This is a genomic window from Salinigranum salinum (assembly GCF_009176545.1).
Taxonomy (GTDB): Archaea; Halobacteriota; Halobacteria; order Halobacteriales; family Haloferacaceae; genus Salinigranum; species Salinigranum salinum.
In genome coordinates this window covers 2,358,583-2,381,409 of sequence record NZ_VTOJ01000001.1, presented here as the reverse complement: position 1 = coordinate 2,381,409, position 22,827 = coordinate 2,358,583, and the positions used below count along the sequence as shown (strand labels likewise).

General features: G+C 69.1%; 23 protein-coding genes. 13 read left to right on the top strand and 10 right to left on the bottom strand.

Annotated features, from left to right (window positions below):
- The first annotated feature begins 115 nt into the window (after window positions 1–115).
- From FZP69_RS11450 to FZP69_RS22560, 7 genes are all read left to right on the top strand, one after another.
- Window positions 116–1,279, top strand: coding sequence for an alpha-1 4-glucan-protein synthase (locus tag FZP69_RS11450; protein WP_152041422.1), 1,164 nt, complete (start codon window positions 116–118; stop codon window positions 1,277–1,279).
- 54 nt (window positions 1,280–1,333) lie between these two features.
- Window positions 1,334–2,530 carry an extracellular solute-binding protein gene (locus FZP69_RS11445; protein WP_152041421.1) on the top strand — a complete coding sequence of 399 codons (1,197 nt, stop codon included), beginning with the start codon at window positions 1,334–1,336 and terminating at the stop codon, window positions 2,528–2,530.
- A gap of 15 nt (window positions 2,531–2,545) precedes the next feature.
- Window positions 2,546–4,138: an ABC transporter permease gene (locus tag FZP69_RS11440; protein ID WP_152041420.1), complete on the top strand. Its 1,593-nt coding sequence runs from the start codon at window positions 2,546–2,548 to the stop codon at window positions 4,136–4,138.
- Window positions 4,128–5,366 carry an ABC transporter ATP-binding protein gene (locus FZP69_RS11435; protein ID WP_152041419.1) on the top strand — a complete coding sequence of 413 codons (1,239 nt, stop codon included), beginning with the start codon at window positions 4,128–4,130 and terminating at the stop codon, window positions 5,364–5,366. Before FZP69_RS11440 ends, FZP69_RS11435 begins: the two co-directional genes overlap by 11 nt.
- Before the next feature lie 6 nt (window positions 5,367–5,372).
- Entirely contained in the window at window positions 5,373–7,502 is a 2,130-nt protein-coding gene (locus tag FZP69_RS11430) for an ArnT family glycosyltransferase (protein ID WP_240137557.1), read from the top strand.
- Window positions 7,503–7,633: 131 nt separating this feature from the next.
- A complete protein-coding gene (locus FZP69_RS11425; protein ID WP_192918550.1) occupies window positions 7,634–8,485 on the top strand; it encodes an N-acyl homoserine lactonase family protein in 852 nt (283 codons plus the stop codon).
- Between the two features lie 48 nt (window positions 8,486–8,533).
- Window positions 8,534–8,695, top strand: coding sequence for a hypothetical protein (locus FZP69_RS22560; protein WP_192918549.1), 162 nt, complete (start codon window positions 8,534–8,536; stop codon window positions 8,693–8,695).
- 20 nt (window positions 8,696–8,715) lie between these two features.
- On the opposite strand, the gene FZP69_RS11420 is transcribed toward FZP69_RS22560, so the two are convergent.
- Entirely contained in the window at window positions 8,716–9,543 is an 828-nt protein-coding gene (locus FZP69_RS11420) for a hypothetical protein (RefSeq protein WP_152041417.1), read from the bottom strand.
- A 260-nt stretch (window positions 9,544–9,803) separates the two neighbouring features.
- On the opposite strand from FZP69_RS11420, the gene FZP69_RS22555 reads away from it, so the two are divergent.
- Window positions 9,804–10,397 (top strand): cupredoxin domain-containing protein, encoded by a 594-nt coding sequence (locus tag FZP69_RS22555; protein WP_192918548.1) that lies wholly within the window; start codon window positions 9,804–9,806, stop codon window positions 10,395–10,397.
- A 64-nt stretch (window positions 10,398–10,461) separates the two neighbouring features.
- The gene (locus FZP69_RS11410; RefSeq protein WP_152041416.1) at window positions 10,462–10,806 is read left to right on the top strand and encodes a DUF4112 domain-containing protein; all 345 of its coding nucleotides are present in this window, start codon (window positions 10,462–10,464) and stop codon (window positions 10,804–10,806) included.
- Here FZP69_RS11410 and FZP69_RS11405 read toward each other — a convergent pair.
- Window positions 10,691–11,770 carry a hypothetical protein gene (locus FZP69_RS11405; protein ID WP_192918547.1) on the bottom strand — a complete coding sequence of 360 codons (1,080 nt, stop codon included), beginning with the start codon at window positions 11,768–11,770 and terminating at the stop codon, window positions 10,691–10,693. The genes FZP69_RS11410 and FZP69_RS11405 overlap by 116 nt on opposite strands.
- Before the next feature lie 28 nt (window positions 11,771–11,798).
- Complete coding sequence (locus tag FZP69_RS22550) at window positions 11,799–11,975, bottom strand: hypothetical protein (protein WP_192918546.1); 177 nt, start codon at window positions 11,973–11,975, stop codon at window positions 11,799–11,801.
- Between the two features lie 94 nt (window positions 11,976–12,069).
- Between FZP69_RS22550 and FZP69_RS11400 the strand changes: the two genes are divergently transcribed.
- Window positions 12,070–12,852, top strand: coding sequence for a beta-ketoacyl-ACP reductase (locus tag FZP69_RS11400; protein ID WP_152041415.1), 783 nt, complete (start codon window positions 12,070–12,072; stop codon window positions 12,850–12,852).
- Between the two features lie 46 nt (window positions 12,853–12,898).
- Here FZP69_RS11400 and FZP69_RS11395 read toward each other — a convergent pair whose 3' ends face one another.
- Window positions 12,899–13,696 (bottom strand): RIO1 family regulatory kinase/ATPase domain-containing protein, encoded by a 798-nt coding sequence (locus tag FZP69_RS11395; RefSeq protein ID WP_152041414.1) that lies wholly within the window; start codon window positions 13,694–13,696, stop codon window positions 12,899–12,901.
- Between the two features lie 228 nt (window positions 13,697–13,924).
- On the opposite strand from FZP69_RS11395, the gene FZP69_RS11390 reads away from it, so the two are divergent.
- Together FZP69_RS11390 and FZP69_RS11385 are read left to right on the top strand one after the other, a co-directional pair.
- Window positions 13,925–15,067, top strand: a complete 1,143-nt coding sequence (locus tag FZP69_RS11390) for an acyl-CoA dehydrogenase family protein (RefSeq protein ID WP_152041413.1) — start codon at window positions 13,925–13,927, stop codon at window positions 15,065–15,067.
- A 197-nt stretch (window positions 15,068–15,264) separates the two neighbouring features.
- Window positions 15,265–17,397, top strand: coding sequence for a histidine kinase N-terminal 7TM domain-containing protein (locus FZP69_RS11385; protein WP_152041412.1), 2,133 nt, complete (start codon window positions 15,265–15,267; stop codon window positions 17,395–17,397).
- A 29-nt stretch (window positions 17,398–17,426) separates the two neighbouring features.
- Here FZP69_RS11385 and FZP69_RS11380 read toward each other — a convergent pair whose 3' ends face one another.
- On the bottom strand, window positions 17,427–17,798 hold the full coding sequence (locus FZP69_RS11380; protein ID WP_152041411.1) for a hypothetical protein: 372 nt from the start codon (window positions 17,796–17,798) through the stop codon (window positions 17,427–17,429).
- Between the two features lie 151 nt (window positions 17,799–17,949).
- Between FZP69_RS11380 and FZP69_RS11375 the strand changes: the two genes are divergently transcribed.
- Entirely contained in the window at window positions 17,950–18,918 is a 969-nt protein-coding gene (locus tag FZP69_RS11375; RefSeq protein WP_152041410.1) for a carbohydrate kinase family protein, read from the top strand.
- 33 nt (window positions 18,919–18,951) lie between these two features.
- Here the strand turns inward: FZP69_RS11375 and FZP69_RS11370 are convergent, their stop codons facing one another.
- The 5 genes from FZP69_RS11370 to cheY form a co-directional block, all read right to left on the bottom strand.
- Entirely contained in the window at window positions 18,952–19,947 is a 996-nt protein-coding gene (locus FZP69_RS11370; RefSeq protein ID WP_192918545.1) for a hypothetical protein, read from the bottom strand.
- A gap of 4 nt (window positions 19,948–19,951) precedes the next feature.
- Complete coding sequence (locus tag FZP69_RS11360) at window positions 19,952–20,650, bottom strand: FlaD/FlaE family flagellar protein (protein ID WP_152041407.1); 699 nt, start codon at window positions 20,648–20,650, stop codon at window positions 19,952–19,954.
- Between the two features lie 89 nt (window positions 20,651–20,739).
- On the bottom strand, window positions 20,740–21,246 hold the full coding sequence (locus FZP69_RS11355) for a chemotaxis protein CheD (protein ID WP_152041406.1): 507 nt from the start codon (window positions 21,244–21,246) through the stop codon (window positions 20,740–20,742).
- The gene (locus FZP69_RS11350) at window positions 21,246–22,430 is read right to left on the bottom strand and encodes a chemotaxis protein CheC (protein ID WP_152041405.1); all 1,185 of its coding nucleotides are present in this window, start codon (window positions 22,428–22,430) and stop codon (window positions 21,246–21,248) included. Before FZP69_RS11350 ends, FZP69_RS11355 begins: the two co-directional genes overlap by 1 nt.
- On the bottom strand, window positions 22,427–22,795 hold the full coding sequence (gene cheY, locus FZP69_RS11345; RefSeq protein WP_152041404.1) for a chemotaxis protein CheY: 369 nt from the start codon (window positions 22,793–22,795) through the stop codon (window positions 22,427–22,429). Before cheY ends, FZP69_RS11350 begins: the two co-directional genes overlap by 4 nt.
- Between the last annotated feature and the right edge of the window lie 32 nt (window positions 22,796–22,827).

Genomic DNA, 22,827 nt, shown 5'->3' with positions numbered 1-22,827 from the left:
TCAGTCGTGATAGATCACACCGGTGTGATCCTGCGGCCGACACGCGGGCGTGGGCCCGGGCGCGCTCCACGCGCGATCAACAGATATTTTAGGGCGGCCTAAAAACTCGGGAGCGATGACTCACGACGTCTGCGTCGTCGTCCCCACGATCCGGGAGTACGAGTGCGTGCGGGCCTACGTCGAGAACGCTCGGGTGCACGGTTTCGACACCGACCGACTCTTCTTCGTCCTCGTGACCGAGGACTTCTGCGACCGCGAGGCGATGGAGCGGATGCTCGACGAGCTCGGCGTCGCCGGCGCGGTGTTCGACGGCTCCCGGCGCGAGGAGTGGTTCGACGACCACGGCGTCTCGGAGTTCGCACACCTGATCCCGGCGGCGAGCCACGCCCAGACGAGCTTCGGCCTGCTGTATCTGTGGGCGAACGACTTCGACTACGGCGTCTTCATCGACGACGACACGCTCCCACACGACGAGTGGGACTTCTTCGGTCGCCACATGGAGAACCTGGCGTTCGAGGGGCAGGTCGAGTCCGTCCGGTCGGACGAGCGCTGGGTCAACGTGCTGTACCAGACGTTCGAGGACCACGGCCTCTACCCCCGGGGGTACCCATACGCCGCGATGGACGAGACGGTCGAAACCGGCGTCCGGGAGGTCGACCACGTCGTCGCCTCGCAGGGGCTGTGGACCAACGTCCCCGACCTCGACGCCGTCCGCATCCTGATGGACGGCGACCTCCGGGGGCAGGCACAGACGCGAACGACGAGGGAGGACTTCACGGGCGATTTCGTCACCGAACCCGGCCAGTATCTGACGGTCTGCTCGATGAACCTCGCCTTCAGGAGAGAGGTCGTCCCCGCCTTCTACCAGCTCCCGATGGACGACAACGAGTGGGACGTCGGGCGGTTCGACGACATCTGGTCGGGCGTCTTCCTCAAGCGCGCCGCGGACCTCCTGGGCCACGACGTGCTGACGGGCTACCCGCTCTGCGAGCACAACAAGGCCCCCCGGCCGACGTTCGACGACCTCAACAACGAGGTGCCCGGACTCGAACTCAACGAACACCTCTGGGAGTACGTCGACGAGGTCGGTGAGGGGGCGGAGACGTACGCCGGGGCGTTCGAGTCGATGGCAGACCGCCTCGCCGAAGGCGACTTCTCCTCGCTGAACAACGGCGCCTTCCTGAACCACGTCGGCGACTACATGCGCGACTGGCTCGACTGTCTCGACGCGCTCTCGCCCGTCGAGACCGATCCCGAGCCGGTGCCGGCGGACGACTGAAGCGAGCCGACGAACCGGTAGGTATTTAGGTTTTAGGCAGACCTAAATCAATGTATGAGCGACGATTCGGACAGCAGTCGAAGTCGGCGTCAGTTCCTCGCGGTCGCCTCGACTGTCGGCGTTGCGTCGGTCGCGGGGTGTGGCGGGCAATCGGGTGACGGTGACGGGAACGACACCGAGACCGACACGAGCGGCGGTGACGGGGGCGGCGGCGACGGCAGCGGTGGGTCCGCGGCCGTCGGACAGATCGGCTCCGGGCGCTCCCCGTTCGGCGACCGAGAGATCTCCGGCGTCCCGATGGCCGAGATGCCCGATCTCTCGGGCGAACTGACCCTCTACTCGGGCCGTGGCGAGGCGCTCGTCGGCGAACTCGTCAGCTACATCGAGGACCTCTACCCCGACTTCACCGTCCGGCCGCGTTACAACGCCGCGGCGGACCTCGTGAACCAGATACAGACGGAGGGGCAAAACTCCCCGGCGGACGCGTTCTTCTCGGTGAACGCCGGCGCGCTCGGCGCGCTGAAGGACGCCGGGCGGACGGTCGAGCTCCCCTCCGAGGTGCTCGAGATGGTCCGAAGCGAGTTCCAGGATCCCGACGGCCAGTGGATCGGGACCTCCGGCCGGGCGCGGACCATCCCGTACAACACGGACGCGCTCTCCGACGACGACGTCCCCGACGACATCTTCGCGTTCCCCGAGACGGACGCCTTCCAGGACTCGATCGGTTGGGCGCCGACGTACTCGTCGTTCCAGGCGTTCGTCACGGCGATGCGCGTCCTCAACGGCGAGGAGGAGACCCGATCCTGGCTCGAGGGGATGCAGGAGCTCGGCGCGCAGGAGTTCTCCGACGAGTTCCTCGTCTCACAGGCGGTGGCCGACGGCGAGATCAACGCCGGGTTCGCGAACCACTACTACATCCAGCGAGTGCTGGCCGGCCGGCCGAACGCACCCATCTCGACGGCGTTCACCGAGGGTGACGCCGGGGCGATCTTCAACGTCGCTGGTGCGCTCGTTCTCGACACCGCCGAGGACCAGACACTCGCGTCGAACTTCGTCCGACATCTGCTGTCGGCGGAGGCGCAGGACTACTTCGCGCGGACCACGTTCGAGTACCCGCTCGTCCCCGGTGTCGACCCCATCGGCGCGCTGCCGAGTATCGATGAATTGAATCCCCCCGAGGGGTTAGACCTGACACAGTTGTCCGATCTCGAAGGGACGGTGCGGCTGATGCGCGACGTCGGGGTGTTGTAAGACCACGGAGAAACGATGGCGACAGACCAGGGAACCACGCAGAAGACGGCCGACGACCCGCTCCCCCTCGGCCTCACGGTCGCGGCGGCGGCGGTCGCAGCAGCCGTGCTCTTGCCCCTGGTCTGGCTCGTGCGGACAGCGCTCGACGTCGGCGTCGCCGAAGGGATCGCGCTCCTCACTCGCCCGACGACGGTCGAGGTGTTCTTCAACAGCGCGCTCCTGGTCGCCGGCGTCACCGCCGCCTCCATCCTCCTGGGAGTGCCGCTCGCCTTTCTCACCGTCCGGACGGACCTGCCGTTCGCCCGGTTCTGGACGGTCGCGGTGTCGCTGCCGCTCGTGATCCCGAGCTACATCGGGGCGTTCGCGTTCGTCTCGGCGTTCGGTCCTCGGGGGGCGTTCCAGCGCTTCCTGGCTCCGCTCGGCGTCGAATCCCTGCCAGAGATCTACGGCTTTCACGGTGCGGTCCTCGTCCTCACGCTGTACACCTACCCGTACGTGTACATCACGACGCGGGCGGCGCTGAAGTCGCTGGATACGACGCTCATCGACGCGGCGCGGACACTCCAGCACTCCCGCCGGGAGGCGTTCAGACACGTCACGCTGCCACACATCCGGCCGGCGGTCGCGGCGGGGTCGCTGCTCGTGGCGCTGTACGCGCTGTCGGACTTCGGTACGCCCGCGATCATGCAGTTCGACGCGTTCACGCGGGTGATCTACGTGGAGTTCAACGCCTTCGGCCGGGACACCGCGACCCTCCTGTCGCTCCAGCTGGTCGGGCTGACGGTGTTCATCCTCGCGCTCGAGTCGAAGATCAGCGGAAACGAGCGGACGACTGCCGGCGGACGCTCGACCGACGTGGTCCCGCTCGGTCGGTGGACGCTGCCCGCCGTGGGCCTCTGCGCCGCCGTGGCGGGTCTGGCGCTCGTCGTCCCGCTCGGCATCCTCGTCACCTGGCTCGGCGACACGAGCGCGGTGGGCCAGGGGCTCGCGTTCCGCGCGGAGTACGCGTTCAACTCGGTCGGCGTCTCCGCCGCCGCCGCGATCGTCGCGACCATCGCCGGCCTCCCGGTCGCCTACCTCGCGGCGAAACGCGAGTCGACGATTGGGACGCTCGCCGAGCGCGCGACCTACGTCGGCTACGCCGTTCCGGGCGTCGTCCTCGGACTGGCGCTCGTCTTCCTCGGAACGACCGTGGCGACACCGATCTACCAGACGACGTTCCTCCTGGTGTTCGCCTACCTCGTCCGGTTCCTGCCGCAGGCGGTTGGGTCGCTCCAGGCCTCGTTCCTCCGGGTCGACCCCGCGCTCCCCGAGGCGGCACGAACCCTGGGTCGGACCCCCGTGGGAGCCTTCCGCTCGGTGACGCTCCCGCTCGTCGCCCCGGGGCTCCTGGGCGGCGCTGCGCTCGTCTTCCTGACGACGATGAAGGAACTCCCGGCGACCCTACTCCTGCGGCCCTCGGGGTTCAAGACGCTCGTCGTCCACATCTGGACCGCCTACGCGTCCGGCTACTTCGGCCAGGCCGCGATCCCCGCGCTGATACTCCTCGGCGTCTCCGGACTGTCGATGCTTGTCATCCTCTCACAGGAGGGGTACGATGTCAGATAGTGTACTCTCGAACGACGACGGACGGACGGCGGTGGAATCGACGGCAGAGTCCGAGACGGGGACGGAGCCCGTAACGGGGACCGAGCGCGAGACGTCCGTGCTCGAGCTCGACGGCGTCTCGAAACGGTTCGGCCCCGAGCCCGTCATCGAGGATCTCTCCCTGTCGGTCAGGGAGGGCGAGATCCTCACGATGCTCGGTCCCTCGGGCTGTGGGAAGACCACGACGCTCCGGCTCATCGCCGGGCTCGAACGCCCCGACTCTGGAACCATCCGCCTCAACGGCGACCCCGTCTCCGGCGAGGGGACGTTCGTCGCGCCCGAACAGCGCGGCGTCGGCGTCGTCTTCCAGGAGTTCGCCCTCTTCCCCCACCTGACCGCGGCCGAGAACGTCGCCTTCGGACTGAAGGACCTCGACGACGAGGCGACCGAACGGCGGGTCGCAGAACTGCTGGACCTCGTCGGTCTCGAGGCACAGGCGGACTCGTACCCGGACGAACTCTCGGGCGGCCAGCAGCAACGGGTCGCGCTCGCGCGGTCGCTCGCGCCCGAACCCGCGATTCTCCTCCTCGACGAGCCGTTCTCGAACCTCGACGTCGACCTCCGCGTGGCGATGCGCGAGGAGGTTCGCGACATCATCAAGGAGGCCGGCGTGACGGCCATCTCGGTCACGCACGACCAGGAGGAGGCGATGAGCATCTCGGACCGGGTCGCCGTCGTCAACGACGGACACATCGAACAGATCGGCGACCCCGAGGTCGTCTTCCAGCACCCCGAGTCGCGGTTCGTCGCCGGCTTCCTGGGGTACGCGTCGTTCATCCCGGGCCACGTCGACGGCGACGTCGTCGAGACGCAGGTCGGTCCGGTCCCGCGCGAGCAGATCCACGGGCTGGCCCCCGAGTACGACGACACCGCCATCGACATCCTCGTCCGCCCCGACGACGTGCACGCGACGCCGCTGTCGCGCGCCGACGGTGACCACGGGGACGACGAGGCGGGCAACGCCCGCGTGGTGACCAAACGCTACCTCGGCCCGACCATCCTCTACGAGGTCGCGCTCGACGGCGACACCCGCGTCCAGTGTATGCACAACCACGACGAACAGGTGCCGCTCGACGAGCGCGTTCGGGTGACGCTCCAGGCGGACCACGAACTCGCGTGGTTCCCGCGCGAACAGCGTCCCGCGATCGAGAACCGCGAGGACCGCCTCCGCCACGGCGCCGACGACTGACCACCCGTGGTCCCGACCCCCGACCTCGACCACGGCGTGAGTGCGTGGGGACGCGCCCGGCTGCGGGGCTGCGACCGTCTCGACGCGCTCGCGGCTCTCGTCGCACTCGCGGCCGGCGTCTGCGTTTTCCTCGTCTCGACCGACCTCTTCGCGTACCACTCGGTCAACGACGACGAGGGCGTCTATCTGTTGCAGGCGGCGATGCTCCTCGACGGCCAACTGTTCCTCCGTCCCGCGCCCGCCATCGCCGACCTGGTCCGTCCGTGGTTCTTCGTGACGGAGCCGACCCCCACGGGCCCCCGGATGTACTCGAAGTACGCCCCGGTCCCGGCCGCGATGTTCTCGCTCGGACGGCTCGCGGGTGACTGGCATCTCGCACTCGCGGCTGTCGCGGCCGCGAACGCGTTCTCGACGTACCTCGTCGGGCGTGAAGTCGCGGACCGGGCCGTCGGCGTCGTCGCCGCCGGACTGTTGTCGACGGCACCGCTGTTCCTCCTCTCGTCGTCGGTGTTCCTCCCGTACGCGCCGACGACGGCCTGGAACCTCGCCTTTGCAGTCGCGTACCTCCGGGCGGTCCGCCGGGACTCCCCGGCGTACGGCCTCACCGCGGGCGTCGCCATCGGCGTCGCCTTCTTCGCGCGGCCGTACACGGCGGTCCTGTTCGCCACGCCGTTCGTCGTCCACGCCCTCGTCGAACTGTATCGCGGCGCCCGGGAGTCTCGTGACCGTCTCCGACTCGTCGCCCGACGGACCGCCGCCATCGCCGGTCCGGGTCTCGGCTTCGTCGCCGTCACGCTCGGCTACAACGCGATCGTCACGGGACAGCCCACGACGTTCCCCTACGAAGCGTTCGCCCCCCGCGACGGCCTCGGCTTCGGCACCCGGTCGATCCTGGGCTACACCGAGCAGTACACCCCGGCGCTCGGGTTCGCGTCGACGGTCGAGGCGCTCTCGATGCTGGCCACGCGGTTCGCCCCGCTCGGCGCGCTCGGGACGGCGCTCGCGGCCGTCGGGGTCGTCGCCGCCTCCCGCGTCCCGACCGTCGACCGCGAGGGGGTGACGCTCCTCGGTGGGCTCGTCGGCAGCGTCGTGGTCGGCAACGTCTACTTCTGGGGGACGCTCAACGGCCTCCGGAACGGGCTGATCGACCTCCTCGGGCCGTTCTACCACTTCGACCTGCTCCTCCCGCTGTCCGTGTTCGGCGCGCTCGGGGCGGTCACGTTGTGGCGTCGGCTACGGGCCACGCTGTCGACGCGGCTCTCCCGCCCCCGGGCACGGCTCGTGCTCGTCCTCCTGCTCGTGGTCTCGGCACCGGTCGTCGTGGGCGTCGAGCGATCGGCGCTCGCGGAGCCGTGGAGCGAGAACCGCCAGCGCACGGCCAGCCTCGCGGCGACCTACCAGCCGTTCGACCGGGAACCCGGACAGGAGTTCACGGACGCCCTGATCTACACGCCCGATCCGTACGGCGACTGGCAGCAGCACCCCTTCCAGTACCTCCGCAACGACCCCGGCTTCGACGGTGCCGCGCTGTTCGTCCTCGATCAGGGGCCCGACGACGACGTGCGGGCGCTCGACGCGACCCGCAGGACGCCGTACCGCTTCACCTACCGGGGTGAGTGGACGGGTGCGGTCCGCCCGGTCGAACCGCGGCTGGTCCCACTGGACGTCCTCGACGGCGACCGGGTCGCGGCGGTGACGACCGTCGGCGTACCCGCCGGCGCGACGGCCGCCTCGATACGGCTCGAGACCGAAGACGGCTTCGCGCGCTACCGGGTCGACTCGATCCGCGGGGCCGACACCGTCGAGGTCGAGTGGACGCTGGCTCCCGACGGCTCCAGGGTGACGAGCCACGCGCGAGCGGCGGGCGCGCCCCGGCTCTCGATCCCCCCCGGCGCGAGCGAGGTCGATCTCGTCGTGCGGTTCGCGACGACCGGCGGATCGTCGGTCACCTACCGGCAGGAGGCAACCGTCGACGCCTCCGACGAGGGGCTCCGCGTGCTCTGGCCGCCGGAGACGCGCGTCTGCCGGCTCCAGCCCGAATGTGGCACGGAGGGGACGTGGGTCGGCCCCGACGGGGAGTACCTCGACGGCGTCTCCGTCGCGACCGACGCACGGGGAGTCGACGAGTCGACCTGACTCTCGGGGCGGTCGGCGGGTCGGACTACACCCCGACGGCCGGCGAGTCGACCCGAGTGCCGGGACGGCTGGCAGGCGCGACGACGTGCAACGAGAGCAAACCACATGACCGGGCACCCCGTACGGGTGTCATGAAGATCCACCCGATCCGGACGGGGACGGTGCGACTGAAGCGGCGGTACGTCGCCGCGCGCTGGCGACGCCGGTCGCTCCGGTATCTCGACATCCTCGCCGACCGGCGGTGGACTGCGCCGTTGCCCGTCCACGCGTGGGTGGTCGAACATCCCGACGGACTGGTCGTCGTCGACGCCGGGGCGACGGTGGCCTGTTACGACCGGAAACGACGGGAGTTCCGCTCGCGACTCCTGGCCACGCGTGCGGAGTGGTTCGACGTCGCCCCCGAGGAGGAGATCGGTCCCCAGTTCCGACGGATGGGGCTCGACCCCGACGATGTCCGGTGGGTCGTCGAGACGCACCTCGGCCCGGACCACGCCGACGGGGTCGCCTACTTCCGCAACGCCGAGGTCGTCGTCGCACGGCGGGAGTGGGAGGCGTCGTCGGTGATCGGGGTCGACCCCGACTGGCCGACCTGGGTCCGCCTCCACACGGTCGACTACGACTGCTCGCTCGGTCCGTTCCCCGAGAGCCACGTCTTCGCCGAGGGTGTGGTCCTCGTCGCGACGTCGGGCCACACTCCCGGTCACCAGTCCGTTATCTGTCACGACGACGAGTGCGCGGTGTTCCTCGCCGGCGACGCGACGTTCTCGCAGGCACAGTTGCTCAGCGGTGGCGTCGGCGGCATCGTCCACGACTACGACGACGCCGAGGCGACCATCGAGCGGATCCGAGGGTTCGCACAGGAGACGCCGACGGTCTACCTCCCGGCACACGACCCCGAGGCCCCACGACGTCTCCGTCGGCGGGAGACGGTGCCGCTGGCTCGCGCACCATCGGCGGAGACCGAGTCGACGACGACGGTGTAGATCCCTCCCGACCACAACGGTTAGGCTCCCGTCCGCGTACCGTGACGCATGTCCGACTACGTCTGTGGGCACTGCGGGGCGACGGCGACGTTCGAACGACGGTCGGTCGCCGTGTGGGAAGGCGACGTCCCGGTCGGGAACGCGCTCGTGCTGACCTGTTCGGAGTGTGACGTGCTCCAGGACGTCCTCTCCGCGCCGACGGCGCAGTGACGCTGCACCGGTCGTCGCCGCTACCCGTCCGTCCCGAGTCGCCTCGACCCCGTTCCCCACTCGACCAGGAGCGGCGGCGCCCGGTCGGGGTCGGTCTCGACCGCGGGCGTAGTCGTCGTCGCGAGGCGCTCCCCGGCGGACACGTCGAACGAGACGACGTCGAAGGCGTCGGCCGCCGCGGTGTTACGAACCACGGCGTTGAACCGCCCGTCGCGGTCGCCGGTGTTCTCCACGTCGAACGTGACCGTGAGGTCGGCTTCCGTGCCGCGCGCGACGTCGTGGACGACGAAGACCGGTTCGTGTCGGAGACGCTCGCCGATCGACGCCGGGAGCGTCCAGACGATCGAGTCCGGGAGACCGCGGACCCACGCGAGTCCGAGTCTGTCGACGGACAGTGAAGGGGCCGGCGCTGCCACGGTCAGCCGCTCGGGGGCCCCCGTCCGGACCGCCGCGGACCTCCCCGCGGCGGGAGCACCGTCGCGGAGGACCCGGAACCGGCTGGCGAGGTCCGGATCGCGGAGCGAGTGTGGGACGTCGACGACGACGAACTGGACGCCTCGATGCATCGCCACGGGGCTCGTGTGCTGGTCGACGACGACCGATTTCCGGACGCGGGGGTTCTCGACGGTGACGGTACCGCCCACCACCTCGACCGACTCGCCGACGGAGCGGCGGATCAGCGCGTACTCCTCCTCGTCGTGGCCCTGGTCGACCACGGTCGGCGTCGTGTTCGCGGTCGCGTTCGCGGACGTCAGCGGCGAGTTCGTCTCGGCCTCGTCGGATCGCCCGAGACAGCCGCTGAGCCCGCCGGCGACGACCGCGAGGACCGTCCGTCGGCGCATCGACATCGTGGGCCCGAACGTCGCCCCGACACCTCAACGTTCGCATGGCTCAGAGCGTGATTTGACCCACCGACGCGGCCGCGTAGACTCGTTTCGCCCCCGACTCGCTCGCCGTCTTCGCCGCTGGGACGGGCGAATCCGACTACAACCCGACTCGAGTGTAAACCGCATCCGTACCCGGACCTGACGTGGATCGGGGCGTTGGTCGGGCCGTGTGCGCCCATCGACCGGCCGGGAGTTATGAATCCAGCGAGCGTACCCCTCGTATGCGAACCCGACGCCACGTCCTCCTCGGCGTCGCTGGCCTCCCACTCGTGACCGGCTGTCTCGGCGGGGGTGCAGACGACGGGAGCGACGACACCGACCGGACGACCGACGACGGACGAACTCCCACGACGGTCACGACCGAACCCACACCGACTCGGACCACCACGCCGTCGGAGAGTGCGACGTCGCCGGCGTCGACGACCCCGAGTTCTCCGTCGACGTCAACCGCGACACCAACGGCGACGCCGACACCGACGCCCACCCCCGAACCGGCGGCGACCGCGACCGTCCGGATCTCGGGTGGGTCGTTCGACCCGCACCGGCTCGCCGTCGCCCCGAACACCCGCGTCAGGTGGGTGAACGACGACCCCGACGCCCACCGGATCGAGAGCACGCAGGTCGGGGAGGCGACGACGCCGTGGGAGTTCACCTCCCGCGAGTTCGGCCGCGGCGGGAGCGTCGCGCGCGTCTTCCGGGACCCGGGGACGTACGCGTACTTCAGTCCCACGTGGGGGCGGTCGACCTCGTGTGGGCTGGTCAGCGTCGGCGACGCGACGTTCGACGGCGACCTGCCGTGTGAGTCGGGCTACTGAGTGACGACCCGGCGAGGCTGCCGTCGCCACCAGAGCCTTGACGCCGGCTGCCGTGCGGGGTGGTATGGACGAGACACCGCCCGGGCTCCGACGCGCGCGGTACGTCGCGACGCTGCTCGACGACGCCGTCACGATCCCCGTGATCAACGTCAAGATCGGACTGGACGCGCTGGTCGGTCTCCTGCCCGTCTCGGGCGACATCGCCGCCGCGATCTGCTCGCTGTACATCGTCTTCGAGGCGATTCGAAGTGGTGTGCCACGCCGGACCGTGTTCCGGATGCTGGTGAACGTCGCTATCGACGCGGCGGTCGGCTCGATCCCGGTCGCCGGCGACCTCTTCGACGTGTTCTGGAAGGCCAACCGGCGCAACGTCCGGCTCTTCGAGCGGGCAGTGGGCGCGGGCGACTGACCGAATACCCGGCGCTCACCCGAGTACGCCGTGAAAAGCCGGTCGTCGCTCGTTTCTCGTCCTCTGCGACGTGCTCGGCGTGTCGTTCACCGTCGGCCGTCTCGGCGTCCGGGGGGGCTCGTCTGTCGGTCCCGTCGTCGCCCCAGTCGGCGACCGTCGGCGACTCCCGATCGAGGTCGGCGACGAACCGCATCGTCGCAACGTTCACCGTGAGCCCGAGCACACTGCCGACCGCGAGACCGACCGGGAGCCCGAGGACCGGGACGGTCACGACGACCGCGGACGCGACCGGTGAGACCGCGAGCACGAACAGGGCGACGCCGACGGAGTACGAGAGGTACGGCCCACCGGCGACGGCCAGCGCGTACGAACCACGGGCGGCGTCGACCAGCCCCGACCCGCGGAGGACGAGCAGGTACGGTGTCGCGTAGAACAGGTAAGAGACCACCACGACCAGCAAAAACCCGAGTACGACGAACGGGACCGACACCGCCGGCTCGCCCGTCGCGGCTCCGGATTCGACCAGTCCCAGCGCCAGCGGGAGGAAGACGGCGACGGGGAGCGCGGTCAGCACGAGAAACGGGAGGAAGTGTGCCGTGGCGTGGTGGACGAACCGGTACTCGCCCGTGCGGAGTCGCTCCGCGACGCTCCCGAAGTACCCCGCCGTGAGGAACGCCTGGACGACCAGAAAGACGGGCACGGAGACGGGCACGAGTGGAAGCGCCGACAGCGGCACGCCGGGGTCGACGTTCACCCCGGACTGGGGGACGCTCACGAACTGCCAGAGCGTGACGACCGACGCCGGGAGGCCCAGTCGGAACCCCACGTGAACGCCGTCGAAGGCGGTCACCGCCCGGAGTTTTTCGACGTCCGCGAGCGCGAACAGCAGCGGCACGAACGCGAGCGGGAACGACCGGCGTGCCCGCCGCCAGCCGTCGCCGAGCCGCGTGGTGAACGCCGGCATCGTCGCCGGTCACCGCGTTCCGGACGATTCACGGTATCCAGACCGTCGTCGGGGCGCGAGCGGTCGGCGCGGGCCACGTCCGTGCGGGGGCAGCGACGTCGACGTCGAGCGTGTGATCGGTGTAGTCCGAGTGGTCCGGGTGGACCGTGGAGAGCGTGGGGAGCGTGTGGAGGGCATCACCGCCCGGCAGTCGAGCGACGGACAAATCCTTTGGGGTCGCCGGGTCGAGGTCTCTCGGGCCGCCCGTTCGGGACGGCCACACCAACAGTTAACACACGTCACGGCCTTGATAGCGTACCATGTCCGAAACGACGCAGCGTCTGGAGCCGCTGGATCCGAAGCCGCTCGCCGGTCGCACCTGCGTAGTGACGGGGTCGTCCCGCGGGATCGGCCGAGAGATCGCGTTCGAGTTCGCGCGGTGTGGGGCCGACGTGGTCGTGAACTACCGCCACTCCGACGGCGCGGCGCGGGCGGTCACGGAGACGATCGAAGCCGACGGGGAGACCGCGATCGCCGTCGGCGCGGACGTCGCGGACCCCGCGGAGGTCGACGCGATGGCGGCCGAAGTCCACGACCGGCTGGGGTCGATCGACGTCCTGGTCAACAACGCGGGCATCACGGTCGACCGGAAGTTCGAGGACATGACGTACGAGGACTGGAACCGGGTAATAAACGTCAATCTGGGCGGGACGTTCAACTGTACGAAGGCGTTCTTCGAGGACATCAAGACGGCCGACCAGGGACGACTGATCAACATCTCGAGCGTCGTGGGTCAGCAGGGCAACTACGGCCAGGCGAACTACGCCACCTCCAAGGGAGGACTGTTCGCGTTCACGCGGACGCTCGCGCTGGAGCTCGCGCGCCACGACTCGACCGCGAACTGCGTCGCGCCCGGGTTCACCGAGACCGACATGCTGGAGAAGGTCCCCGATCGCGTGCGAGAGAAGATCCGCGCGCGGATCCCCCTCGATCGGTTCGCCGACCCTGCGGATCTCGTGGGGATGGTGCGCTTCCTCGCGAGCGACGAGTCCAGCTACATGACCGGGCAGGTGCTCGGCATCAACGGCGGGATGGAGTGGTAGGACGGGCGGCTCGTCCGACGCGGCCGCCGAACCCGGGGGAGGCCGGCTACGACGCCCGTTTCTCGATCTCGCCCTTCAGCCGCGCCGCGTCGAAGTCGTGGTCGGGTCGGATGTTGACGAAGTCGAGGAACTCCAGGGCGGCGACGAGTTCGTCGACCGTGTACGCCGACAGCGCCGCCTCGACCGTCGCCCGGGCACCGATGAGCGGTTCGAGCGCCGCCAGCGCGCAGGCGAGGTCGTACGACCGGGCGTCGGGCGCGGCGTCGGCGCGGACGCGCGTCGCGTCGATGAAGTAGAGGTCGTCGTCGAGGATGAGCACGTTCTCCGCACGGAGGTCGCCGTGGGCGAGGCCGTCGTCGTGCATCGTGCGGAGTGCGGCGAACAGACCGGGTGCGAGTGCCGCCTCGGCCTCGCGGTCGAGCTGGTCGAGCGGACGGAACTCCGGCAGGTATTCGAGGACGACCACGCCGAGGTCGTCGACCTCGAGCGCCTCGATCGGCCTCGGGGCGTTCAGCCCCAGCTCCCGGATGCGGCGCGTCGCCTCGAGTTCGTGCTCGGCCATTTCGTACGGCGTGCCGAAATGCTCGAAGAAGCCCTCCGTGCCCGAGGAGAACGCCCCGAGGTTCCGCCCGGTGGTGATGAGCGCGTGGACGAGCGAGTTCTGCCGTGAGATGACCTTCACGAACAGCTCCTCGTCGATCACCATCGGCGTCGACAGCCAGTTGTCCGCGTCGAGAAAGCGGACATGCGCCTGTTCGCGGTCGTACCGTTCCTGGAGGGTCCGGACGACTCGTTCGAGCTGGGCCCAGTCGAGGCGACCGCGGACGAGACGACGCAGTTCCACGCTCCGCTCGTTCGGTGTGGAGACGCATAAGTTCGCGGGCGAGGCCACGTGAACGATCACGGATCGTCCGCTGTCGGGGTCCCCGTTCGTCCCGCTCGACGGGGTGGACCGAGAGCGACGAACCGGTCGGCGAGTGGCGGATCACACGACAGCAGGTGTGTCCAGCGGACGTCGGCCGGTTCCCGATCCGTCGCTGACTTTATGCCCGCGCTCCGGCAAGCGTTGCCTATGGAGTTCGAGGTTCCCGCGGAACACCGGATGGTCCGAGAGCAGGTCCGGGAGTTCTGTGAGGAGGAGATCGCTCCCATCGCACAGGAGCTCGAAGACGACCACCGCTTCCCGCGGGAGGTGTTCGAGGAGCTCGGGACGCTGGACGTGATGGGCGTCCCGATCTCGGAGGAGTACGGCGGTCTCGGCGGCGATCAGCTGATGTACGCGCTCGTCACCGAGGAACTCGGGCGCGTCTCGGGCGGTATCGGCCTGTCGTACGCCGCCCACGTCTCGCTCGGATCGAAACCGATCGAACTGTTCGGCACGGAGGAGCAGAAAGAGCGGTGGCTCCGCCCGCTCGCGACCGGAGAGGCGATGGGCGCGTGGGCGCTGACGGAGCCGGGGAGCGGCTCCGACGCGAGCGACATGGACACCACGGCCGAGCGGGACGGCGACGAGTGGGTACTGAACGGGACGAAGCAGTTCATCACCAACGCGAACGTCGCCGGCTCGATCCTGGTGAAGGCGGTCACCGATCCCGACGAGGGGTACGACGGCATCTCGACGTTCGTCGTCGACCCCGACGAGGACGACGGCTTCCACGTCGAGAACGTCTGGGACAAGATGGGGCTCAACTGTTCGCCCACCTGTGAGATCCGCTTCGACGACTGCCGCCTGCCGACGGACCGGCTCCTCGGCGCGGAGGGCGAGGGGTGGAAACAGACGATGAAGACGCTCGACGGCGGTCGGATCTCGATCGCGGCGCTCTCTGTCGGCCTCGCACAGGGCGCGTACGACGCGGCCCACGACTACGCCCGCGAACGCGAACAGTTCGGCCAGCCGATCTCGAAGTTCGACGCCGTCCGCGACATGCTCGTCGACATGTACCGCAAGACGGAGCGGGCACGACTGCTCACCCACAAGGCCGCCGTGCGGTACGACGCCGGCGAGCGGGTCACGACGGAGTCGTCGCTGGCGAAACTCGACGCCAGCGAGGCCGCCCGCGAGGTGGCCGAGGACGCCGTGCAGGTCCTCGGCGGGTACGGCTACACGGAGGACTTCGCCCCGCAACGCTTCTACCGCGACGCGAAACTGATGGAGATCGGCGAAGGCACCTCCGAGATACAGCACCTCGTCCTCGGCAGACAGCTCGGTCTCTGATTCGTACCTGCTCGGCGCTCCGCGTTCGAACCGTGCCGGCCGCCGCCCCGTTCGGTCGGGAACGTGGTACGCGGAGCGAGGTTATTCGTTCTGATATTCGAGTATGACCATTTAATTAGAACGACTCGAACAGCCGTAGCAGAGAGCCGTTCCTGGCGTGTTCCGTCGCTGGACTGCAGGAGAGGTGCGAAGATACGATGATACTGGACGTGGTGTACGCGGCCGCGCTGCTGGCAGCGGGCGTGGTGTCGGCAGTCACCGCGATCGTCGTCGTCGGTCGAGTGCGATCGCACACCCACCAGGTCCCACTCACGTTCGCCGTGACCACGCTCGCGGCCGCCGTGTGGGCGACCGCGTACGGGTTCTCCCTCCTGGCACCGACGGCCGGCGAGTCGCTGTTCTGGTTGCGGGTCTCGTGGCTCGGTGCCGCCCCGATCGCGACGCTCTGGTTCGTGTTCGTCCTCTCGTACGCCGGCCAGTCGGACCTGTTCACGCCGGTGACCGGGGCGTGTCTGGCGATCGAACCCGGGGTCGTCGCCGCCCTCGTGTTCACGAGCGAGGGGCTGACGCCCGCACTCGCGGGGGTCACCGCCGAACGGTCGGTCCAGGCGAGCGTCGCCGTTCCCGATCCGCTCCCCGTGTTCCACGTCGTGTACAGCGTCGTACTCGTGGTCACGGGGATCGCGGTCCTGGCCCGCCTGGCCGCACGCTCGCGCCAGGTGTACCGACGACAGACGGCGGTCGTGCTGACTGCCGCGCTGATACCGCTCTGCACGTTCGTCGTGGTCGTCTCCGGCGTCGCTCCCACGCCGGCCGTCGACCTGACCCCGACGTCGTTCGCGATCTCCTCGGGGACGGTGCTCGTCGGGATCTACCGGTACCAGCTGTTCGACGTGACACCGATCGCCCGCGACGTGGTGGTCGGCCAACTTCGCGACGGCGTGATCGTCGTCGACGGCCGGGGTCGGGTGGTCGAGACGAACCCTCGTGCACGGGAGCTCTTCGGGACGGACGACGGCGCACTCCTCGGCGAGCGACTGACCGACGTCCCCACGCACGGGCCGTCGCTCCAGAGCGTCGCCGACGGCGACGTCGACCGCGAGGAGTTCGTGGTCGACGGTGGCGACGGCCGACGTTTCTTCGAGGCGACGGCTAGCCACTTCGACGGTCCGTACGACGACGATCCGGGACAGCTGATCGTCCTCCGCGACGTCACGGAACGCCGACACACGGAGGCGGAGTTCCGCGCGCTCATCGAGAACGCCCGCGACCTCATCACGGTGCTCGCGCCGGACGGAACCCGGGTGTACTGTGCGCCCTCGTTCGAGCGCGTGCTCGGCTACGCTCCCGACGACCTCGTCGGCTGCGACGCCTTCGAGCTGATACACCCGGAGGATCGGTCGGCGACACGGGAGGTGTTCGAGCGCCTCCTCGCCGGCGAACGGGGCACACAGACCCGAGTCGAGTACCGCGCACGCCACACCGACGGCTCCTGGCGGACGTTCGAGGCGGTGTGGGTGAACCTCGTCTCCGATCCGACGGTCCAGGGGGTCGTGGTGAACGCCCGTGACGTGACCGGCAGACGGCGCTACGAGCAGCGGCTCCGGGTGCTGAACCGGGTGCTCCGGCACGATCTGCGAAACGAGGTGAACGTCATCCAGGGCCACGCGGATCTGCTCCTCGACGGACGGCTCACGGTCGAGAACAAGGAGCACGTCCGCGTGATCCGCCGGAAGGCGGAGACGCTCGCCGAACTCGGCGAGCAGACCCGCAAGATCGACTACACGCTCCACAGCACCGACGGGGTCGAGAAGCCGTTCGAGATCACGGCCCCGCTCCGCGAGCGACTCGACGAGATCCAGGTGGAGTTCCCCGGTGCCATCATCAGCCGGGAGCTCCCCGACGAGCAGTGGGTGCTCGCCGACGATCTCGTCGACTCCGCACTCGTGAACGTCGTCGACAACGCGATCGAACACAACGACCGCGTCGTCCCCCAGATCGCGGTCACGGTCGATCGGGTCACACACGACGGCGTCGACTACGTTGAGGTGTGCGTCGCCGACAACGGACCGGGCATCCCCGAATCGGAACGACGCGTCTTCGTCGAAGGGACCGAGACGCCGCTGAGCCACGGGAGCGGCCTCGGTCTCTGGCTCACCGAGTGGATCGTCACCCGGTCGAACGGACATCTCTCGTTCGAGGAGAACGAGCCGCGCGGCACGGTCGTCCGGATTCGACTGCCCGAGACGTCACCGGACCGGTCGCGGGAGTCGTCTCCACTGCCGGACAGCGCCACGGATTCGGCTCCGTCCGCCGTCTCGACCGACTGACGGCGGCCGCCGGGACCACGAGCCGTCCGCTACTCGCGGGCGAGCACCATCGCGCCACGGTCGCCGGTCGGCCGGTCCCCGACGCTGGTCTCGAGCTGTCGCCGGTGAACGGCCCGCAATGCCGCCGCCTCGCGCTCGTCGAGCGAGAGCGCCGACACGTACTCCGGCCAGACGGTGTCGGCGACCGAGAGGAAGTAGGCGTCGGGCCGTCGCTCGACCACGGGGTCGTTGGGAAACCCCCGTCGCCACTCGTAGACGACGTCGTCGACTCCCGGGAGTCGTCTGACCAGTTCCTGGTGTCGCCGGACGAGGCCACGGAGCGCCCCGACCGTCACACCGTGGTCCCGTGCGACCGCGGTGAGGACGCTGTCGTCGAACGGTGCCAGCGGGTCGCGCGTCATACGTCGAGACGGGTGGCCGACAGATAAAACGGCGACGGGTCGCAGTCGACGGTCGCGCGTGGCGGCACTCCGTCGGAGACGTCGGGAGGGAGTCGACGAAGAGCGACCGAGACGACGGGGTTTCAACTCCCCTCTCGGTGTACCCCGTGGTATGACTCGGGATATCCTCGTCGCCGGGGAGACGCTCGTCGACTTCATCCCACGGCAGACCGGGCCGCTCGCGTCCGTCGAGACGTTCTCGCGTCGAGCGGGTGGCGCGCCAGCCAACGTCGCCGTCGGGCTCGCTCACCTCGGCGTCGTCCCGGACTTCTGGACGCGCGTCGGCGACGACGCGTTCGGCGACCACCTCACGACCGTCCTCGACGACGCCGGTCTCGACGACACGTACGTCGAGGTCGACCCGTCGGCGAAGACCGGGCTCGCGTTCGTCAGCCTCGGCGAGACGGCCGAACGCGAGTTCTCGTTCCACCGGCACGAGAGCGCCGACACGCGCCTCGAGCCCGGCCGGATCGACGACGCGGCCCTGGCCGACGTCGAGTGGGTCCACGTCGGCGGCGTCACGCTCGCGGACGAGCCCGCACGGACGGCGACTCTCGACCTCGTCGATCGAGCCCGAAGAGCGGGCGCGACCGTCTCGTTCGACCCCAACGCGCGGCCGGAGCTGTGGGCCGACGACGCGTTCTCGTTCGCCGACACGGTCGCCGACCTCCTCGGTCGGGTCGACGTGCTGAAAGCGACACCCGACGACCTCGCGGCGGCGGACGTCGACTACGACGGTCCCGAGCCGACGGCCCGTCGCCTGCTCGACCGTGGTCCCCACACCGTCTGCCTGACGCTCGGCGGCGAGGGGGCGGTCGCGGCCGCGACCGCGGCGGCACCGTGGGCCGACGGCGAGACGAGCGTCTTCCACGAGGGGTACACGGTCGACCCCGTCGACACGACCGGTGCCGGCGACGCGTTCACCGCGGGCGTCGTCGCCGCGCTGGTCGACGGCGCGGACCTCGCCGAGGGGCTGGCGTTCGCCAACGCCGTCGCCGCCGTGACGACGACGGCACAGGGCGCGATGACGGCGTTTCCGAGCCGTGAGTCGATCGCGTCCTTCCGGGCCGACCGGGCCTGAGGCGATCGATTCGGGCGAGTTCGGCCCAGTTCCTCAGGACCCGACGGCGAGTTCGTCGGCGAGCAGTCGTTCGAGCCGTTCGACCGCCCGGTCGCCGGTCTCGTGGGAGGGGAGCCGCACGGAGAGGTCGTCGTCGCCGGCCCGCTCCACGACGAGCGTCGGTTCGCGACCGTGGAGGTACCAGCCGGCGAGCACGAACGCCGCGAGGCCAGCGACGACCCCACCGACGAACAGCGCGTCGACGAAGAGGCCGAGGAGCGACCTGGCGAGCGACAGCATCGACACGAGCCCGCCGATCCCCGGCGTGTCCGCCACCCCCGTGTCGAGGACGAACAGCGACTCGAAGCCGAGCGATCGGGCGGCCACCCCCGCCCCGAGGAGGAGCACGCAGTAGACGACCGCGCGTGAGAGGTGCGTCAGGACGGTCGGGTCGCCGCCGTGCGTCGTCCGGACGCCGACCACGTTCGGGCGGTCGACGGCGGCGAACCGCGGTCCGTCCGACGTGGGGTCGAACACCAGCACTCGGTGGGTCGTCGCGGCCACCCAGCCGCGGCCGACGTCGAGCCGGTCCACCACCGACTCGCCCGCGAGCAGGTAGCGGTCGGGAGTGAGCATCGCCGCTCCCTCGTCGGTCGCGTCGTCAGACGCCCCGTTGTCGATCGCGTTGTCGCCCGCTCCCTCGTCGGTCGTGTCGTCGCCCGCTCCCTCGTCGACCGTGGCGCCGCCCACTCTCTCGTCGATCGTGTCGCCCTCGACGGAGTCGGCGTCGACGGGGTGTTCGCCACCCGAGTCGTCGGTCGTGTTCCAGACGAACGGGGTGGCCTCCCCCGTCGACGTCGACTCTGTGGCGCCCTCACGAGATGTCCGTCTCGAGGGACCGTCGCCGTCACCACGGCCGGCGTCGAGGGGGTCGGAGTCGGGGTAGGGGTCGGTGTCGGCGTCGTCGCTCTCGTTCGTCTCGGCTCCGGTCTCGTCGTCGGTCGGTTCCGTGCCGTCCTCGTCTGACGTGGGGGGCCGCTCGGTGCCCACGTGCTCAACTCATCGAGGCGAGCCGGGCGACGTACAACAGGCTGAGCTGGTGGTCGTCGACGTCGAGCGTGTGTGCGCCCACCCCGTCGTCGGAGAACCCGATCAGGTAGTCCTGGAGCGCCGCCTCGACGTCCTCCGTGATCCAGTCGATCGTCCGGTAGTACCGCAACGCGTCCATCGTCCGCTTGAAGCCACACTTGACGACGAGGAACTCGAGCCAGTCGAAGATGACGCGCTCGGCGGCGTACTTCTGCGGGATCGTGCCGAGGTACGGTTTCGTCATCTGCTCGGCGATCATCGCCGACTGGTGGAGGAACAGCTGTTCGAGCTGGTTCGACCGGAGCGCGTCGGCAGTGGGACTGTGGGCAGGCCGTGGGTTGCCCCGTGGCTCTCTCGGCTCGTCGCGCGTCGGCTGGGGGTGCCCCCGGCCGTCTCCCCGACCGACAGCGGCTCGTTCCTGACGATCGCTCGCGTCCTCCGACGCGCCACGTTCGGCGGGTGAGGTTCGCTCGCTTCCGAAACTCCAGCGTTCGTCGTGCCGCCCGCTCTCGTCACCGTTCCTCCGTGTCGACGAGTCGTCGTTCCGCCGGGAAGCCGGATCCTCCTCGTACTGGTCCCGACCCCCGGAGCGGCCCGGTGGCCGCCGCTCCGCTGCCATCTGTCGCAACTCCTCGGGCTCGTAATCTTCGGGGTTGACGTTCATGATGTAGTCTCGCGAAACTGACTGTTAGCGTAACCGACCATTTCGTCGCGTATAAACTTACGCCGCCGACTATCCGTTTTGATAGTAGTTCACAGCGTGTGTTCGCCGGCCGACGCGGATCGGACGTGGAGGTCGCCGGTCTCACCGTCCAGTTCGAGCGATCGGCCGTGTTCTCCGCCGACGTCCTCGGCGTCGAGCGGGATGTCGAGCACCGCGAGGGTCTGACGGGCCGCCGTAACGTTCCGTTCACCGACGCTCTCGTTCGTCGAGTCGAACTCGAACATGGTGCTCCCACCGGCCAGTTTCGCACGGATCCGGCGTCGGGACGCCCCCTCACCTTCCATCTTCGCGACGAGTGCGTGAAGTGCCGTATCGACGTACTTCGCCTCGTCGCTTTTTCCTTCTCCCGCTGGGAGCATCGCGTGAGCGAGTCCACTGATCCCGGCGTCGGCGTCGTGCAGCGCGATGCCGACACAGGAGCCCAGCCCGCTCGTCGAGAGCCGGCTCTCGCGGTCACCGACCGCGAGGTCGGCGATGCCGACCTTGATACGGTCGGTCGTCCGTCGAGTGGGTGGATCGCTCCTGTAGACTTCCATCAGGCTGGCTGTGCCGACAGCTGGTCGAGTGCCTCGCGAAGTTCGCTCTCGTTCGGCAGCGCGTAGATGTCGCAGGTGAACTCGTCGTCGTTCGTCCGGATGGTCGAGTCGATGAGGAACGCGTAGTCCTGTTCCTGGGCGAGTTCGGTGGCCAGTGGATCGACGATGGCCGGCCCGAGATCGTGGACGAACTGCGGCGGTGAGATCTCGATAGTCGTCTCGAGGCGGTTCGCCCAGCCGTCGATGAAGCCCGAGGTGATGATGTTACCGATCTCCTGGATCGCGCTCTGTCGCATCGCGTCGTCGGCGTCGGCTCCCGGCAGGAGCGCCGTGGCGATCTGCTCGGCGGAGGTCTCGTCGAAGAGGATGGCGATGTAGCCGCTCGGCACCCCCTCGAACTCTAAGACGACGCCGATGCGCGTCGCGTCGTCGAGCTGCATCGGCACACCTTCGATCGGGACGAAACTCAGTCGCGAGACGTCGACGACGGTCTCCGTGCCGGTCATCGCCGAGATGTCCTCCGACGCCTGCTCGGCACCGTCGTCGATCATCTCGCTGAACGTGGTGAACGTCTCGATCGGGACCGCCTCCTCGGCGTCCGTCGCCGTGTCACCGATCGTCTCGATCGCCCCGGCGGTCGGGAGCATGTAGAGGTAGAACGTCACGGCGTCCGCCGTGGTCTCGAGCTGGTTTCGGAAGACGAGGATGTGGTCTCTCGCTTCCTCCGGCCCCTCGTCCTCGACGTCCACCTCCTCCAGTAGACTGTCACTGTCGACATCGATGTACGTCGGCGTCGTGATGTCGATGGACGTGCCGAGGTGGTCGGCCCAGCCGTCGATGAACCCGCCGAGCATGATGTTGCCGACCTCTTTCAGCCCCGACCGTGCGAGTTCGTCCTCGGCGGCACTGCCGGGGAGGATCGCGTCGACGACGTTCGACGCCGCCTCGCGGTCGAACGCCAGGATCGTCTGGCCGTCGAGCCCGCCACTGAATCCGATCCGGACGCTCACGAAGTCGTGTTCGCGGAACTCGCACTCCACATCGGCCACAGTCTCCAGTTCGATCTTGGTGACGTTCACCCGGGTATCGATGCCAGTCAGCTGCGAGAGCGACCACGCGGCCGTTTCAGCGCCCGAGTGGGCCAGTCGACTGAACGTCTGGAGTGCGTGGACGTCCAGGTTCATGCCTTCGCCTTCGCGACGTCGTCGATGGCCTGGAGGACGTTTGGTTTCTGGAACGGTTTGGTGATGTAGCCGTCTGCACCCGCCTCGACCGCTTCACGCATCTTCTCCTCCTGACCGACACTGGTACACATGATGACGGACGATCCCGGATCGAGCTCCTTGATCTCGGTGGTCGCTTCGATGCCGTTTCTGATCGGCATCACGACGTCCATCGTCACGACGTCGGGTTCGAGTTCACGGTACAGCTCGACCGCCTCGACACCGTTCTCCGCCTCTCCGACGACCTCGTGCTCCCCGTCGAGAAGCTGCTTCAACAGGTTCCGCATGAACGCCGAGTCGTCGACGACCAGTACTGTGTTCGCCATACAATCACGATTCCCGAAGTCTCCGTATAAGC